This is a genomic window from Allobosea sp. BH3 (genome assembly GCF_025499465.1).
Taxonomy (GTDB): domain Bacteria; phylum Pseudomonadota; class Alphaproteobacteria; order Rhizobiales; family Beijerinckiaceae; genus Allobosea.
The window spans coordinates 22,355-37,501 of sequence record NZ_JAIMCA010000010.1 but is presented as its reverse complement, the minus strand read 5'-3'; the positions used below and the strand labels follow the sequence as shown (position 1 = coordinate 37,501).

The 15,147-nt window shown below is 66.0% G+C and carries 16 protein-coding genes; 9 read left to right on the top strand and 7 right to left on the bottom strand.

All coding sequences use genetic code 11. The features are described 5' to 3' along the window. The 4 genes from BoBH3_RS24335 to BoBH3_RS24320 form a co-directional block, all read left to right on the top strand. On the top strand, window positions 1-148 hold a 148-nt coding region (locus tag BoBH3_RS24335; protein WP_262333458.1), incomplete at its 5' end, for a DNA translocase FtsK. Window positions 149-425: 277 nt separating this feature from the next. Further along, window positions 426-1,217: a LolA family protein gene (locus BoBH3_RS24330; RefSeq protein WP_262333457.1), complete on the top strand. Its 792-nt coding sequence runs from the start codon at window positions 426-428 to the stop codon at window positions 1,215-1,217. An 82-nt stretch (window positions 1,218-1,299) separates the two neighbouring features. After that, window positions 1,300-2,115 (top strand): exodeoxyribonuclease III, encoded by an 816-nt coding sequence (gene xth, locus BoBH3_RS24325; protein WP_262333456.1) that lies wholly within the window; start codon window positions 1,300-1,302, stop codon window positions 2,113-2,115. Between the two features lie 112 nt (window positions 2,116-2,227). Then, window positions 2,228-3,145, top strand: coding sequence for an EamA family transporter (locus BoBH3_RS24320; RefSeq protein ID WP_262333455.1), 918 nt, complete (start codon window positions 2,228-2,230; stop codon window positions 3,143-3,145). 17 nt (window positions 3,146-3,162) lie between these two features. Here BoBH3_RS24320 and BoBH3_RS24315 read toward each other — a convergent pair whose 3' ends face one another. After that, entirely contained in the window at window positions 3,163-3,627 is a 465-nt protein-coding gene (locus BoBH3_RS24315; RefSeq protein WP_262333454.1) for a cyclic nucleotide-binding domain-containing protein, read from the bottom strand. A 3-nt stretch (window positions 3,628-3,630) separates the two neighbouring features. Next, window positions 3,631-4,317: a response regulator transcription factor gene (locus BoBH3_RS24310; RefSeq protein ID WP_262333453.1), complete on the bottom strand. Its 687-nt coding sequence runs from the start codon at window positions 4,315-4,317 to the stop codon at window positions 3,631-3,633. A gap of 81 nt (window positions 4,318-4,398) precedes the next feature. Here BoBH3_RS24310 and BoBH3_RS24305 point away from each other — a divergent pair, with 81 nt between their 5' ends. Further along, window positions 4,399-4,965 carry a L,D-transpeptidase family protein gene (locus BoBH3_RS24305; RefSeq protein ID WP_262333452.1) on the top strand — a complete coding sequence of 189 codons (567 nt, stop codon included), beginning with the start codon at window positions 4,399-4,401 and terminating at the stop codon, window positions 4,963-4,965. Window positions 4,966-5,082: 117 nt separating this feature from the next. Next, window positions 5,083-5,469: a glyoxalase superfamily protein gene (locus BoBH3_RS24300; protein WP_262333451.1), complete on the top strand. Its 387-nt coding sequence runs from the start codon at window positions 5,083-5,085 to the stop codon at window positions 5,467-5,469. Between the two features lie 144 nt (window positions 5,470-5,613). Here BoBH3_RS24300 and BoBH3_RS24295 read toward each other — a convergent pair whose 3' ends face one another. Next, window positions 5,614-6,279, bottom strand: coding sequence for a YggS family pyridoxal phosphate-dependent enzyme (locus BoBH3_RS24295; protein ID WP_262333450.1), 666 nt, complete (start codon window positions 6,277-6,279; stop codon window positions 5,614-5,616). A 229-nt stretch (window positions 6,280-6,508) separates the two neighbouring features. Between BoBH3_RS24295 and leuS the strand changes: the two genes are divergently transcribed. The 3 genes from leuS to holA are packed head-to-tail and all read left to right on the top strand — an operon-like array spanning window position 6,509 to window position 10,706. After that, window positions 6,509-9,148 carry a leucine--tRNA ligase gene (leuS, locus tag BoBH3_RS24290; protein WP_262333449.1) on the top strand — a complete coding sequence of 880 codons (2,640 nt, stop codon included), beginning with the start codon at window positions 6,509-6,511 and terminating at the stop codon, window positions 9,146-9,148. Beyond that, window positions 9,135-9,668 (top strand): LPS assembly lipoprotein LptE, encoded by a 534-nt coding sequence (lptE, locus tag BoBH3_RS24285; protein ID WP_262333448.1) that lies wholly within the window; start codon window positions 9,135-9,137, stop codon window positions 9,666-9,668. The genes leuS and lptE overlap by 14 nt, the downstream gene beginning before the upstream one ends. Before the next feature lie 3 nt (window positions 9,669-9,671). Then, window positions 9,672-10,706 (top strand): DNA polymerase III subunit delta, encoded by a 1,035-nt coding sequence (gene holA / locus BoBH3_RS24280; protein WP_262333447.1) that lies wholly within the window; start codon window positions 9,672-9,674, stop codon window positions 10,704-10,706. A 133-nt stretch (window positions 10,707-10,839) separates the two neighbouring features. Here the strand turns inward: holA and BoBH3_RS24275 are convergent, their stop codons facing one another. The 4 genes from BoBH3_RS24275 to mnmG are packed head-to-tail and all read right to left on the bottom strand — an operon-like array spanning window position 10,840 to window position 15,114. After that, window positions 10,840-11,721 carry a ParB/RepB/Spo0J family partition protein gene (locus BoBH3_RS24275; RefSeq protein ID WP_262333446.1) on the bottom strand — a complete coding sequence of 294 codons (882 nt, stop codon included), beginning with the start codon at window positions 11,719-11,721 and terminating at the stop codon, window positions 10,840-10,842. Window positions 11,722-11,753: 32 nt separating this feature from the next. Next, window positions 11,754-12,590, bottom strand: coding sequence for a ParA family protein (locus tag BoBH3_RS24270; protein ID WP_262333445.1), 837 nt, complete (start codon window positions 12,588-12,590; stop codon window positions 11,754-11,756). Then, window positions 12,587-13,234, bottom strand: a complete 648-nt coding sequence (rsmG, locus tag BoBH3_RS24265; RefSeq protein WP_262333444.1) for a 16S rRNA (guanine(527)-N(7))-methyltransferase RsmG — start codon at window positions 13,232-13,234, stop codon at window positions 12,587-12,589. Before rsmG ends, BoBH3_RS24270 begins: the two co-directional genes overlap by 4 nt. Then, on the bottom strand, window positions 13,231-15,114 hold the full coding sequence (gene mnmG, locus BoBH3_RS24260; protein WP_262333443.1) for a tRNA uridine-5-carboxymethylaminomethyl(34) synthesis enzyme MnmG: 1,884 nt from the start codon (window positions 15,112-15,114) through the stop codon (window positions 13,231-13,233). Before mnmG ends, rsmG begins: the two co-directional genes overlap by 4 nt. Window positions 15,115-15,147: the final 33 nt, after the last annotated feature.

The following is a 15,147-nucleotide window of genomic DNA, read 5'->3' as shown; positions in this document are numbered from 1 at the left end:
CTCCTACATCCAGCGCCGCCTGCAGATCGGCTACAACCGCGCCGCCTCGATCATGGAGCGCATGGAGCACGAGGGCATCGTCGGACCCGCAAACCACGCAGGAAAGCGCGAAATCCTGGTCGAGACGGGCGGCGGGCACGACGATTGAGGCGCCTGGAGCATTGTCGAGCGAAGTGGCACCGGTTCGCGTCAGGACAATGCGACCAAGCGCCAAATACAGCCTGACCCTTGCAGGAGGGCACCGCGGTCCTCAAATTGCCATGACGTTGCTGCAACTTCGACGGCAGATCGCGCGTTGAGTTATTCGGCAGGCCGTCCACCGGGCATCCGGGCCACGGCGTAAGGAGTGGAGCAGCTTGCTCGGACGATTGACCACCACGGCCCGGTTAGCGGCTCTAGCGACGACAGTTCTCGGTTGCGCAACCGTGAGCGTTCCGCTCGCCGCCCAGCCGATCGAGATTCAGCCGCCGAAGCCCGCGCTTACGAAGCCGGCGGCACCGCGCCCCATCCGGCTTCCGCCTCCGCGTCCCGAGGGCCTCGGTCTGTCACGCATGGCCGTGGCTGAGGCCACGGCAGCCCAACCGGCATCGCCTGCGCCCGTGGCGGTGGCGACGGCCGCTCCCGCTCGGGAAGCGGTCCAGCCGGCAGCCTCTCCCGCGCCCAAGGCCAAGCTCGGCCCTCCGGCAACGCAGGAGGAGGCGATTGACAGGCTCAACACCTGGCTCAACAGCTTCACAACACTGCAGGGCAACTTCATCCAGTTCGCGGCCAACGGCCGGCGGCTGGAAGGGCGGATCTACATCCAGCGTCCCGGCAAGATGCGCTTCGAATACGAGCCGCCCGCGACCGTCGAGGTCATCGCCGACGGCACTTCGGTCGCGGTGCGCGACAAGCGCCTCGCGACCCAGGACATCTACTCCATCGGCCAGACGCCGCTGAAATTCCTGGTCCGCGAGCGCATGGACCTCGCCCGCGAAGGCACGATTGCCGGCGCCAGCATCGACGGCGACATCCTGTCGGTACGCCTGGAAGACCGCTCGACCTTGGGCGGCACCTCGAAGATCACGCTGAAATTCGATCTCGCGGCCAATGAGCTGCGGCAATGGGTGGTGATCGATCCGCAGGGCTACGAGACCTCCATCTCGCTCTACAACCTCGACACGCGCCGCCGGCCGGATCCGAAGAACTTCGTGATCGACTACCAGCGCACCCTCTAAACAAGGCAGGCAAGCCGAAAACGGCTTGCCTTTTGCGCTTTGGCGACCCAGTTTCCGGCCTCCTTCCCGCCGGAATCCTCGCGTGCAACTCACCGTCACAAGCTGGAACATCAACTCCGTTCGCCTGCGCATCGGAATGGTGGGCGAATTCCTCACCCGCTATGCCCCGGACATCCTCTGCCTGCAGGAAACCAAGACGCCGGACGAACAGTTTCCGGCGAAGGCTTTCCAGCAGCTGGGCTATGTCCACCAGGCCTTCATTGGCCAGAAGGGCTATAACGGCGTCGCCATCGTCTCGAAGCTGCCCTTCAGCGAGCAGGAAGCCATGTCGATGTGCGGGCGCAACGACGCCCGGCACATGACGGCGACGCTCGACAAGGCGGCGGGCCCCGCTGCCGGCATCGCCATCCATAATTTCTATATTCCGGCCGGCGGCGACATACCGGACCCCGAGAAGAACGACAAATTCGCCCACAAGCTCGCCTTCCTCGACGAGATCGGCGCCTGGGGCATCGCCAAGAAGCCGACCGACCGGCCCGCGATCCTGCTCGGGGACCTCAACATCGCCCCGTTGGAGCACGATGTCTGGAGCCACAAGCAGCTTCTCGACGTCGTCAGCCATACGCCGATCGAGACCACCACGCTGGAGAAGCTGCGCACCGAGTTGGGCTGGACCGATGCGGCGCGCACGCTGCGGCCGGAGCCCGAGAAGCTCTATTCCTGGTGGAGCTATCGCGCGCAGGACTGGCAGGCCTCCAACCGCGGGCGCAGGCTCGATCATATCTGGCTGTCCGATGGGCTGAAACCGACGCTGAGGGATTTGAGCTTCCTGAGCGAGGCGCGGGGCTGGGAGCGCCCCTCGGATCATGTGCCGGTCACGGTGACGCTGGACCTCTGAAGCCGCTGTCGATCCCCGAGCGGACAGCGTTGCGGCCATGCGAGGCGGTCTTACCGGCCGCCCGCCGCCGCGTGCTATGGCGCCGCCTCGTTTCATTGCGATGGCCAGACCCATGCAATCCGCCTCTCCGACCTCGCTCTCGCTTCGCGACGCAGCGCTCACCCTCGCGGTCATGGTGGTCTGGGGCACCAATTTCGTGATCATCCGCATCGGCGTGGAGCATTTCCCGCCGCTGTTCTTCGCCTGCCTGCGCTTTGCTTTTGCGCTGGTGCCGGCGGTGCTCTTCCTCAAGCGCCCCGCCGTCTCCTGGAACAAGCTCGCGGCCTATGGCGTCCTGATCGGCGCCGGTCAGTTCGGGCTGCTCTTCATCGCCATCAAGGGCTTCATCACGCCGGGCCTCGCCTCGCTCGTGGTCCAGTCTCAGACCTTCTTCACGATCATCCTCGCAGCTGTTCTCACCGGCGAGCGCGTCCAGCCCTTCCAGTTCATCGGCCTTGTCCTCGCCCTCATCGGAATCGGCGTCATTCTCTGGTTCACGGACGGCATGACGACGCCCCTCGGGATCGTCCTCATCCTCTCGGCGGCGCTCTGCTGGGCAGGCGGCAACATCGTGTCCCGCAGCTCTCCGGGCGTCGACATGCTCGCCTATGTCGTCTGGGCAAGCCTCTTTTCAGTGCCGCCGCTGTTCCTGCTGTCCTGGCTGCTCGAAGGTTGGCCGGCGATCCGCGACGGGGTGGCGACTGCGCCCGTCGAAGCCTGGGCGGCGGCGATCTGGCAGGCCGTCGGCAATGTCATGTTCGGCTATGCGATGTGGGGCTGGCTGCTGTCGCGCTATGCCGCCGCCACGATCGCTCCGACCGCCCTGCTGGTCCCGGTCTTCGGCATGGGAGCTGCTGCCATCTGGCTCGGAGAGCCGCTGCCGGGCTGGAAGCTGGCCGCGGCCGGCCTCGTGCTCTCCGGCCTGTGCATCAACATCCTGTGGCCGCGTTTCGCGGCAATCCGCGCAGCCCGGCATCCGCCTTCGGCCTGAGCGGACAGGCTGCCGACCTATCCCCGGTCGATCGCGTTTAGCGCCTTCTGAACGGCCGCGAGCTCACCGACGAAGCCGCGCAGCCTTTCACTGACCGCGGCTGTGATCGCCTCGGCCGAATCCGGCGACTCCGCCAGAACGCGCCGCATCACGCTGCGCGGCAGCCGCAGGATCTCCGTCGGCTCGCGCGCGATCGCCGTGACCTGTCGCGACAGGGAGGTGAACAGCGCAAGCTCGCCGATCATGGCGCCGGGGCCGACGATCTCGCTCGCGGGTCTGCCATCGTCGCTCTCCAGGAGCGCCACGGCGCCCGAGATCACAATGGCCGCCCCGTCCGAGGGCTCGCCGGCCCGGAACAGGACATCGCCGGCACGCAGGGTCCGGCTCTCGGCCGCGAACGCCAGCAGCCGCAGCGCATCGCGCTCCAGCAGGCTCAGCAGCGGCTGCCGGGCCAGCAGGGTCATGTCGTCGTCGAGGGCCATCCGTCAGGGATTCAGCCGGTACCCGCCGGCATCGGTGACGAGCAGCCGGGCATTGCCCGGATCAGGCTCGATCTTCTGGCGCAGCCGGTAGATATGGGTTTCGAGCGTGTGGGTCGTGACCTGGCTGTTATAGCCCCAGACCTCCTGCAGCAGCACTTCGCGCGCGATCGGCTTGCGGCCGGCCCGGTACAGGAAGCGCAGGATCGCGGTCTCCTTCTCGGTCAGCTTGGTCTTCGAGCCCCGCTCGCTGACAAGCAGCTTCGAGCCGGGGTGGAACGTATACGGCCCCACTTGAAAGATGGCGTCCTCGCTCGCCTCGTACTGCCTCAAATGGGCGCGGATGCGCGCCAGCAGCACGGCGAAGCGGAACGGCTTCACGACATAGTCGTTGGCGCCGGCTTCGAGCCCGAGCACGGTGTCGGCGTCCGAACCCTGGCCCGTCAGCATGATCACCGGGCTCTTGAAGCCGTTGCGGCGCATCACCTTGACCGCCTCACGCCCGTCCATGTCGGGCAGCCCGACATCCATGACGACGAGGTCGACACGCTCGGCCTGCACGGCCTTGACCGCGGCCCCGGCCGTTCCGGCTGTCGACAGCTTGAATTCCTCGCTGAGCGCGAGCTGCTCGGCCAGCGCATCGCGCAGGGTCTGGTCGTCGTCGACGAGAAGAATATGATGAATGACGGACATGAACCGTTCGCTCAAACGCAATCGTTGCAGCAACATGAGCCCGCTGAGTCGTCATCGCAAGTCAGGCAGCCTGGAATTCCCGTGACAAACCGACCATTCCGCCCCGCCGGGCCTCCGCGCGGGCCAAGAAACCTCTCGACGCTGCGGGTCTTCGCCTCGGTGCATGATCGCCGGAAGGGCTTCCTGATCGCCGGGCAGGCTGCCTTTCCCTGCGCGCTCGGCCGTTCCGGCATCGGCACGATCAAGCGCGAAGGCGATGGCCGCACGCCGCGCACCGCTCTGCCCCTGCGCAGCGTGCTCTACCGCGCCGACCGGCTCGTCCGCCCGCGCACGCTGATGCCTCTCCGGCAGATCGGCCCGCGCGACGCCTGGTGCGACGATGCGAACGACCGCCGTTACAACCGCCTGATCGACCGCCCGCCGGGTGAGGCCGAGGAGCGGCTCACGCGCGAGGATCATCTCTACGACGTCATCGTCGAGCTCGGCTGGAACGACCGGCCGGTGGTTCGCGGCCGCGGCAGCGCGATCTTCTGGCATCTCGCCCGGCCGGGCTTCACCCCGACCGCCGGCTGCGTCGCCGTACAGGGCCATGTCTTCGCCAAGGTGCTGCCGAGGCTCGCCAGGCACGCGCGGATTCTGGTCAGATAGGCCGAATGCGGCTATAGGCAGCGACGAGCACCGTCTCGACCATCCTCTCCGGAACCGGCCGATGCGCGTGGGGCACCGTCCTCCGCCACCGCGCTGTTCCCAGCTTGAGAATTAGCGATGACTGATTCGGTCTCTTCCGGCGTCCGCTTTGGGCGGATTGCCGCCATGTTGCCTGTCGCCGACATGGCGCGCGCCTGCGAATTCTATGTCAGTGCCCTCGGCTTCCAGAAGACCTTCGAGAACGGTACGCCCGTCGGCTTCATGATCCTGAAGCGCGATGCCGCCGAGCTGCATCTGACGCTCCAGCCCGACCACAGAGCAGCGTCATTCAACGTTGCGCATATGATGGTCGAGGATATCGACGCCGTGCACGCCATCGTTCGCGCGCGGGGCCTGCGCATCGTCAAAGGCCTGCGCGATAAGGACTACGGGCTGAGGGCCTTCGTATTCGAGGACCCAGACGGCAACCGCATCGACGTCGGAGAGCCGTTGCAGCGGGCTTGAAACGCGCTGTCATCCCGTGCGCGCTGCGGCGCGCAGTGCCGCTGCGCAGACACGGGACCGCTATCAGAAGAGGGCGCCCTCGCCGGATGGCGATCCCGGATCAGCGCGGCTTCGCCGCTCGTCCGGGATAACGCCCTGGTGAGGTCAGCCCCGCGCCCCGAAGATCGCGCTGCCGACGCGCACATGCGTCGCACCGAGCTGGATCGCCGCCTCGTAATCGGCGCTCATGCCCATGGAAAGGCCCTTGAGCCCGTTGCGGGCCGCGATCTTGGCGAGCAGCCCGAAATGCGGCGAAGGCGGCTCGTCAGCTGGCGGAATGCACATCAGCCCCTCGATGGCGAGCCCATGGACCTCTCGGCAGCGCGCCAGGAAGGCGTCGGCCTCGGCCGGCATGATGCCGCCCTTCTGCGCCTCCTCGCCGGTATTGACCTGCACGAAGAGGCGCGGCGCCCGTCCCACGCGGGCGATCTCGCGCGCCAGCTCCTTCGCCAGGCTCTCCCGGTCGAGCGACTGGATCGCATCGAAGAGCTCGACGGCCTCGCGCGCCTTGTTGGACTGCAGCGGCCCGATCATGTGCAGCTCGGCATTGGGGAAGCGTTCCTTCAACGCCGGCCACTTCGCCTTGGCCTCCTGGACGTAGTTCTCGCCGAAGACGCGCTGTCCGGCTTCCAGCACCTCGATGATCTGCTCGGCCGGCTTGGTCTTCGACACGGCGATCAGCGTCACGCTGTCCGCCTTGCGCCCGAAATCGCGCGCCGCACGCGCAACCGAGGCGCGGATCGCATCCAGACGCGTAACCGTATCGCTCATGTCGCAGCCCTTCTTGCCTCAAAGCGTTGTCGCACCGGACGATTTCCGAAAAGTGGATTCCACTTTTCGGCCCGATGCCATCGCCCGCCGTTGACCCCGTGCGCGCAATGGTGTCCTAGAACAGGATGTGGAAAACCTCACCCGGTTTTTCGTCATGGACCCTCGCGCCGGCCGCTTCCCGCACCGGCCCACCCCGCAAGAATGCTTGCTGACGTGATTGCTCGCTGACATGGCCGTCGAACGCTACAACCCGAAAGAGTCCGAGCCGAAATGGCGCACCGTCTGGGAAGAGCGCAAGCTTTTCGAGACCAGGAACGACGATACCCGGCCGAGCTACTACGTCCTCGAGATGTTCCCGTATCCGTCGGGGCGCATCCATATGGGCCATGTCCGCAATTACGCCATGGGCGACGTGGTCGCGCGCTACAAGCGCGCCAAGGGCTTCTCCGTGCTGCATCCGATGGGTTGGGATGCCTTCGGCCTGCCCGCGGAAAATGCGGCAAAGCAGAAGAACGTGCATCCGCGCGAATGGACCTACGAAAACATCGCGACGATGCGCAAGCAGCTCAAGTCGATGGGCCTGTCGCTCGACTGGAGCCGCGAGCTCGCGACCTGCGACCCGAGCTACTATCGCCATCAGCAGAAGATGTTCCTGGACTTCCTCAAGGCCGGGCTGGTCGACCGCAAGACCGCCAAGGTCAACTGGGACCCGGTCGACGAGACCGTGCTCGCCAATGAGCAGGTCATCGACGGTCGCGGCTGGCGCTCCGGTGCGCCGGTCGAGATCCGCGAGCTGACCCAGTGGTTCTTCAAGATCACCGAATTCGGGCAGGAGCTGAACGACGCGCTCGACGGCCTGACGCGCTGGCCCGACAAGGTTCGGCTGATGCAGAAGAACTGGATCGGCCGCTCCGAGGGGCTGCTGGTTCGTTTCGCCATCGAATCGAATGCCGCCGGCCAAGGTTCTTTGGGCCAGGATGAGGTCGAGGTCTACACGACCCGGCCCGATACGCTGTTCGGCGCCAAATTCGTCGCCGTCGCGCCCGATCACCCGATCGCCAAGGCCATCGCCGCCAATAATCCCGAGCTGCAGGCCTTCATCGAGGAGTGCAAGCGCACCGGCACGGCGCAGGAAGCGATCGACAAGGCCGAGAAGCTCGGCTTCGACACCGGCCTGCGCGCCGTCCATCCCTTCGATCCGGGCTGGACGCTGCCGGTCTATGTCGCGAACTTCATCCTGATGGAATATGGCACCGGCGCCATCTTCGGCTGTCCGGCGCATGACCAGCGCGACCTCGACTTCGTCAACAAGTATGGCCTGGGTAATACCCCGGTCGTGGCGCCGGAAGGCACCGACCCGGCGGGCTTCGTCATCACTGACACCGCCTATGACGGCGACGGCCGCATGATCAATTCGCGCTTCCTCGACGGCAAGACCATCGCGGAAGCCAAGGAGGAGGTCGCGCGCCGGCTCGAAAGTGAGATCCGCGGCAACCGTCCCGTCGGCCAGCGCAAGGTCAATTTCCGCCTGCGAGACTGGGGCATCTCGCGCCAGCGCTACTGGGGCTGCCCGATCCCGGTCATCCATTGTTCCGACTGCGGAACGATTCCGGTTCCGGACGCCGATCTGCCGGTGAAGCTGCCGGACGACGTCTCCTTCGACAAGCCGGGCAATCCGCTCGACCATCATCCGAGCTGGAAGAACGTCGCCTGCCCGCATTGCGGCAAGCCGGCGCGGCGCGAGACGGACACGATGGACACCTTCGTCGATTCGTCCTGGTACTTCGCCCGCTTCACCGATCCGTGGCGCACGGAAAGCCCGACCGACCGCAAGGCCGTCGACCGTTTTCTGCCGGTCGACCAGTATATCGGCGGCGTCGAGCACGCGATCCTGCACCTGCTCTATTCGCGCTTCTTCACCCGCGCGATGAAGAAGACCGGCCATGCGGGTCTCGACGAGCCCTTCGCAGGTCTGTTCACCCAGGGCATGGTCGTGCACGAGACCTATCGCGGCGCTGACGGCGGCTGGGTCGAGCCCGGCGACGTCCGCATCGAGGTCTCCGGCAGCGACCGCAAGGGCTTCCATGTCGAGACCGGCGCCCCGATCGAGATCGGCTCGATCGAGAAGATGTCGAAGTCCAAGAAGAACGTCGTGGACCCGGACGACATTATTGCTTCCTACGGTGCTGACACGGCCCGCTGGTTCATGCTCTCCGATTCGCCGCCCGACCGCGACGTGATCTGGACTGACGAGGGCGTGCAGGGCGCCGCCCGCTTCGTCCAGCGCCTCTGGCGCCTGGTCGCCGAGATCGGCGAGCGCACCGGCGGCAAGGCAGCCAGCCCTGGCGAAATCGGCGAGGCGGCTCTGACCCTGCGCAAGGCGGCCCATCGCGCCCTGGACGCCGTCGGCGCCGATATCGAGCGCCTGGGCTTCAATCGCTGCGTCGCCCATATCTACACGCTGACCAATGCCATCGGTAAGGCGCTGGACAGCGCGGCCGAGAAGCCCGATCTCGACGCGGACATAGCCTTCGCGCTCCTCGAAGCCGCCGCGATCGTGACCCAGCTTGTCGCTCCGATGATGCCGCATCTGGCCGAGGAGTGCTGGCAGGCGCTGGGCCAGCCGGGCCTGGTCGGCGAGGCGTCCTGGCCGGAGGCCGATGCCGCCTTGCTGAAGGACAATCAGCTCACGCTGCCGGTCCAGCTCAACGGCAAGAAGCGGGCGGAGGTGACTGTTCCCGCCGATGCCGATACCATGGCGGTGGAAACCGTCGTCCGCGCCAGCGATGCGGTGCAGCGGGCCCTGGAGGGGCGCGCGATCCGCAAGATCATCGTGGTTCCGGGGAGAATCGTGAATGTCGTCGTCTGAAGCCGCCTTCCCCCGCCGCACGCTGCTGGCGGCCGTGCTCGCCGTAGCGGCCCTCGCCGGGGGCTGCTTTCAGCCGCTCTATTCCGACTACACCTCGAGCACCGTCGGCGGCAGCGTCAAGACGGCGATGCGCGCCATCGAGATCCCCGAGATCAAGGGGCTGATGGGCCATTATCTGCGCAACGAACTCGTCTTCGAGCTCGACGGCAGCGGTGACCCCGATGCCCGCAAGACGCTGAAGTTCGACGCGAGGCTGACGGAATCGGTCGAGGTCGTCACCGTCGACTACACCAACGGACGTGCCGATTCGGCCGTGTTGATCGGAACCGCAACCTGGTCACTGACCGATACGAAGACCGGCAAGATCGTCTCCTCCGGCGTCAATTCCGTCCGCGCGCCCTATGAGCGCTCGTCACAGCGCTTCGCCACCGTGCGCGCCGCGCGCGATGCGCAGATCCGCGCCGCGAAGAACCTCGCGACCATCATCCGGGGACAGATCGCCGCCGATCTCACCTCCTGAGCCATGGTCGCGATCAAGGCGCATGAGGCCGAGCGGACGCTGGCGCGCCTCGATCCCGCCTGGCGGCTCATCCTGATCTACGGCCCCGACACGGGGCTAGTTTCCGAAAGAGCGAACGCGCTCGCCCGCGCCAGCGTCGACGATCCCGACGACGCCTTCCAGCTCATCCGCATGGATGGCGATGTCGTCGCCGCCGATCCGATGAAGCTCGTCGACGAGGCGAATACCATCGGGCTTTTCGGCGGACGCCGTGCGATTCGCGTCTCACCGACCTCCAAGCCGCTGCTGGCGGGCGTGGAGCCGCTTCTCTCGGCCCCCTCGCAGGATGCCATCGTCATCATCGAAGGCGGCGATCTGCAGCGCTCCAACCCGCTCCGCACCGCCTGCGAGAAGGCCCGCACGGCGCTCGCCGTGCCCTGCTATGGCGACGCCGCTCGCGATCTCGGCACCATCATCGACGAGATGGTCCGGGCCGCCGGCAAGTCGATCCACCGCAGCGCCCGCGAGCACCTCGCCAGCCTGCTGGGCGGCGACAGGCAGACCTCGCGCCGCGAAATCGAGAAGCTGCTGCTCTATGTCGGGGCGGACCCGGCCGTGACCTCGCAGCATATCGAAGCGATCGTCGGCGACACCGCCCAGCGCGAGCAAGCGATGCTCGTCGATGCCGTTTTCGCAGGGAAGCTGCCGGTGCTCGATCTCGCCCAGGCCAAGCTCATGAGCGAAGGCCTCGATCCGGGCGTGATGCTCGGCGCCGTGCTGCGCCAGGCCCTGGCGTTGCTCAAGGCCCGCCAGAGCGTCGACGCGGGCCGCGGTGTCAGGGACGTCGTCGCGACCATGCGGCTGCCCTATCCGCGCATAGCCACGACGGAAGCGGCCCTCAATGTCTGGACCAGCGCCAAATTGAACGAGGCCGTCGGCCTGATCGGCAATGCGGTCCTGGCGACGCGGCAGAATGCCGATACGGGCCGCGCTGTCGCGACCCGCGCCCTCTGGACCCTGGCCCGGCTTGGCCGCGCAGGGGCAAACCAGCGGGACTAGTTCGAGGGACGTGAGGCGAGGCCGTCATTCTCGGGCGCCGCAAGACGCCGCCCTGAGAACCTCAGCCAGAAAGAAGCGCCCTCTCGTCGAGAGATGCTCGGGTCAAGCCCGAGCATGACGCCAAAACGGTCGCTCAGATCTTCAGCCGCCCACAGAGCGCATCCAGCTGCTCCAGCGTCTTGTAGCTGATCCGGACCTCGCCCGATCCGTTGGCACGATGGCCGATCGAAACCGACAGGCCGAGCACCTCTTCCAGCGTCTTTTCGAGCGCGCGCGTATCCGGGTCCTTCTCCGGCTTCGGCTTGGCGGGGACAGCGCTCTTGGTCTCACCACGAGCCTCCTCCTGCACGACACGCTCGATGTCGCGGACGCTCATGCCCTCGTCGACGATCTTGCGGGCCATCAGTTCCGGATCCGAAACAGAGAGCAGCGCGCGGGCGTGACCTGCCGAAACAGCGCCTTCGCTGACCATATTTCGCACGGATTCAGGCAGTTTCGACAGGCGCAGCGTGTTGGCGACATGGCTGCGGCTCTTGCCGATGACGCGCGCGAGGTCGTTCTGCGTATAGTTGAACTCTGCGATCAGACGCTCATAGCCCGCCGCTTCTTCGATCGCATTGAGGTCCGTCCGCTGCACGTTCTCGATGATGGCGATCTCGAGCGCCTCGCGATCATCCGCTTCAACGAGCAGGACAGGGACCTCATGCAGTTCGGCGCGCTGCGCCGCGCGCCAGCGGCGCTCTCCCGCGATGATCTCATAGGCGTCCATCATGCCGGGGATCGTGCGGACGATGATCGGCTGCAGGATGCCCCGCTCGCGGATCGACGCCGTCAGATCCTCCAGATCCTCCTCGCCGAAGCTACGGCGCGGATTACGCGCGCTAGGCCGCAGGAACTCGACCGGCACGCGGCGCTGGCCGCGAGCCCGCTCGATCGCGCCGATTTCCTCGCCGACATCGCCGATCAGCGCGGCAAGTCCACGGCCAAGGCGGGAACGCCCCTGTTCTTCGGCCATTGCCATCCTCTTGAACCTTTTCCTGTCCTGCTTCAGGCCGCCGCGGCCAGCAGGTTACGCTCACGCTTGATCACTTCCGACGCCAGCTTCAGATAGGCCTGGGAGCCCGAGCAGCGCAGGTCATAAAGCAGCGCTGGCTTGCCGTAGGAAGGTGCCTCGGAGATCCGCACATTGCGCGGGATCACCGTCTCATAGACCTTGTCGCCGAGAAAATCTCGAACGTCTGCCATGACTTGGCCGGACAAGTTGTTACGAGGATCGAACATCGTCAGCACCACACCCTGGATCGTCAGGCGCGGGTTGAGCCCGGCCCGCACCTGCTCCACGGTTTTGAGAAGCTGGCTCAGGCCTTCGAGCGCGAAGAACTCACACTGCAACGGCACCAGAACGGCATCTGCAGCCGTCATGGCATTGATGGTGATCAGGCTCAGCGACGGCGGGCAGTCGATCAGCACATAGGTCAGATCCTGGCAGCGCTGGTCATCGGCCAGCTCGTCGATGGCCGTCTTGAGCCGATGCGCGCGATCCTTGGCCGAGGCGATCTCCAGCTCGACACCGAGCAGATCGAGCGTCGAGGGCGCTAGCGAGAGGCCGGGAACCGAGGTCTGCTGAAGCGCCTGCCCCAGGCCGACATCGCCGCAAAGCACGTCATAGGTCGAGGATTTGCGGCTGCGACGATCGACGCCGAGGCCCGTGGACGCATTGCCCTGCGGATCGAGATCGACGATCAGCACCTTCTCGCCGATCGCCGCCAGGGCCGTCCCGAGGTTGATGGCGGTGGTCGTCTTGCCGACGCCACCCTTCTGATTGGCAAGCGCGATCACGCGCGGGCGGCGGCGCGGCACTGTCGCTGATGTGGCTTCAATCATGGATCGGCTCGTCTCTCGGCCGAGCGGATCACCAGGATCCGGGCGGCATCGTCAGTCACGGAGGAAACCGTTGTTGCCTGAATCTTCCAATATCTGGCCGAGTCGGTCAATTCCGCATCTAGATGTTGTCCCTTGGGAAAGAGACCAAGAGTGCCGGTTCTCAACAGATCTTCGCACCAGCCGAGCAGTTGGGTCAGTGGCGCGAGCGCCCGGGCGGTCACGACATCGACCTTGCCGGTAAAGTCACCGATCACATCCTCGATCCGCGCGGCATGCACCTTGACGCGAGCGCCGGTCACACGCGCCGCATGGCGGAGAAACGCGCATTTTCGCGTATTGCTCTCGACGAGGTCGATCTGCCCCATACCGCGTTCGGCAAGGCAAATCCCGATGACAAGCCCGGGAAAGCCGCCACCTGAGCCGAGATCGAGCCAGCGCTCGCGATCCGGGGCAAGGCTGTAGAGCTGTAGCGAATCCGCGATATGCCGCGTCCAGACCTCCGCCAGAGTGGTCGAGGAGACGAGGTTTTTGGCAGCTTGCCAGCGCTCCAGCTCGGCTACGAGAAGAGCGAGGCGCTCCTCTGTTTCACGTGAAACAGGCGTCAAGCTTAAAGCGCGTTGCCGATCATTTTTATCAACAGTCACGTCGATCCTGTGGATAAGGCCACCCGGCCCTTGCGGGCATGGGCCGCGAGGAGGGTGAGGGCGGCGGGCGTCATGCCCTCGATCTTGCCGGCCTGCGCCAGATCGGCCGGGCGCTTGGCCGCCAATTTCGCCTTCAGCTCATTGGAGAGACCTGAAATCGCGTCGAGATCGAGATCGGCCGGGACCTTCAGACCCTGGTCGCGGCGATAGGCCTGGATCTCGGCGGCCTGGCGATCGAGATAGACCGAATATACCGCGTCCGCCGTCACGCGCGCGATCACCGCCGGAGAATGCGCCCGGAGTTCCGGCCAGATAGCCGTCAGCTGCTCGAAGCTCACATCGGGATATGACAGGATCTGATAGCCACTGCGACGGACGCCGTCGCGATTCAGCTGCAAACCCGCCATTTCCGCTTCACGAGGCGTTAACCACAATGCCTGCAGCCGTTCGCGCAGATTGGCGATGTCCGTGTTGCGGGCTTCGAACGCCGCCTGACGCTCCGAGCCTACCACTCCGAGCTCGCTGCCGAGCGCCGTCAGCCGCTCATCCGCGTTGTCGACCCGCAGCGAGAGGCGAAACTCTGCCCGCGAGGTGAACATTCGATACGGCTCCGTAACGCCATGCGTGACGAGATCGTCGACCAGCACGCCGATATAGGAGCTTGTGCGATCGAAGACGGCCAGCGCCGCTCCTCCAGCCATCCGCGCCGCGTTGAGCCCGGCCAGAAGCCCCTGCGCGCCCGCCTCCTCATAGCCGGTCGTACCGTTGATCTGCCCGGCCAGGAAAAGCCCGGTGATGGCGCGGGTTTCCAGCGTATTCCTCAGTGCCCGCGGATCGATGAAGTCATACTCGATCGCGTAGCCAGGGCGGACCATCTGCGCTCGTTCCAGACCCGGAATGGTCTTGAGCAGGTCGAGCTGTACATCTTCCGGCAGTGAGGTCGAGATGCCGTTCGGATAGACGGTATCGTCGTCGAGCCCTTCCGGCTCCAGGAAGATCTGATGGCCATCGCGGTCGCCGAAGCGTCCGACCTTGTCCTCGATCGAGGGGCAGTAGCGCGGGCCGCGACCCTCGATCTGCCCGGAGAACATCGGCGCGCGATGAAGGTTGGCGCGGATCAGCTCATGGCCGGCGAGTGTCGTGCGGGTGATGCCACAGGAGATCTGGGGGTTCGTGATCGACGTCGTCAGGGCAGAGAAGGGCTCGGGCGGATCGTCGCCGGCCTGCATCTCCAGAGAGGCCCAGTCGATGGTTCGACCGTCCAGCCGCGGCGGCGTCCCCGTCTTGAGCCGGCCCAGAGGAAAGCCATGCCGCTCCAGCGTCGCGGAGAGGCCGATGGAGGGTGCCTCACCCACGCGGCCTGCGGGAATCGTCTTCTCGCCGATGTGGATCAGCCCGCGCAGGAAGGTGCCGGTCGTCAGCACGACCGTTCCGGCAGCGAATCGACGGCCATCCGCCAGGATTGCACCAGAGACACGCTCATTCTCGACAACGAGATCGAACACCTCGCCGGCGATAATGTCGAGATTCGGCTGGTTCGCCAGCAGGTCCTGCACGGCGAGACGATAGAGCTTGCGGTCGGCCTGCGCCCGCGGCCCGCGCACGGCAGGGCCCTTGCGCCGGTTGAGCATGCGGAACTGGATGCCGCCGCGATCCGCCGCCCGGGCCATCACGCCATCGAGGGCATCGATCTCGCGGACGAGATGCCCCTTGCCGAGCCCGCCGATCGCCGGGTTGCATGACATGACGCCGATGGTATCGGGATTATGGGTGAGCAGCGCCGTGCGCGCTCCGTAGCGCGCTGCGGCCGCGGCCGCCTCGGTGCCGGCATGGCCGCCGCCAACGACGATGACGTCGTAATGCTGCTGATCGAGGGACATAGGCGTTTCGCTAGCGAAGCCGGGCAGGCGGGT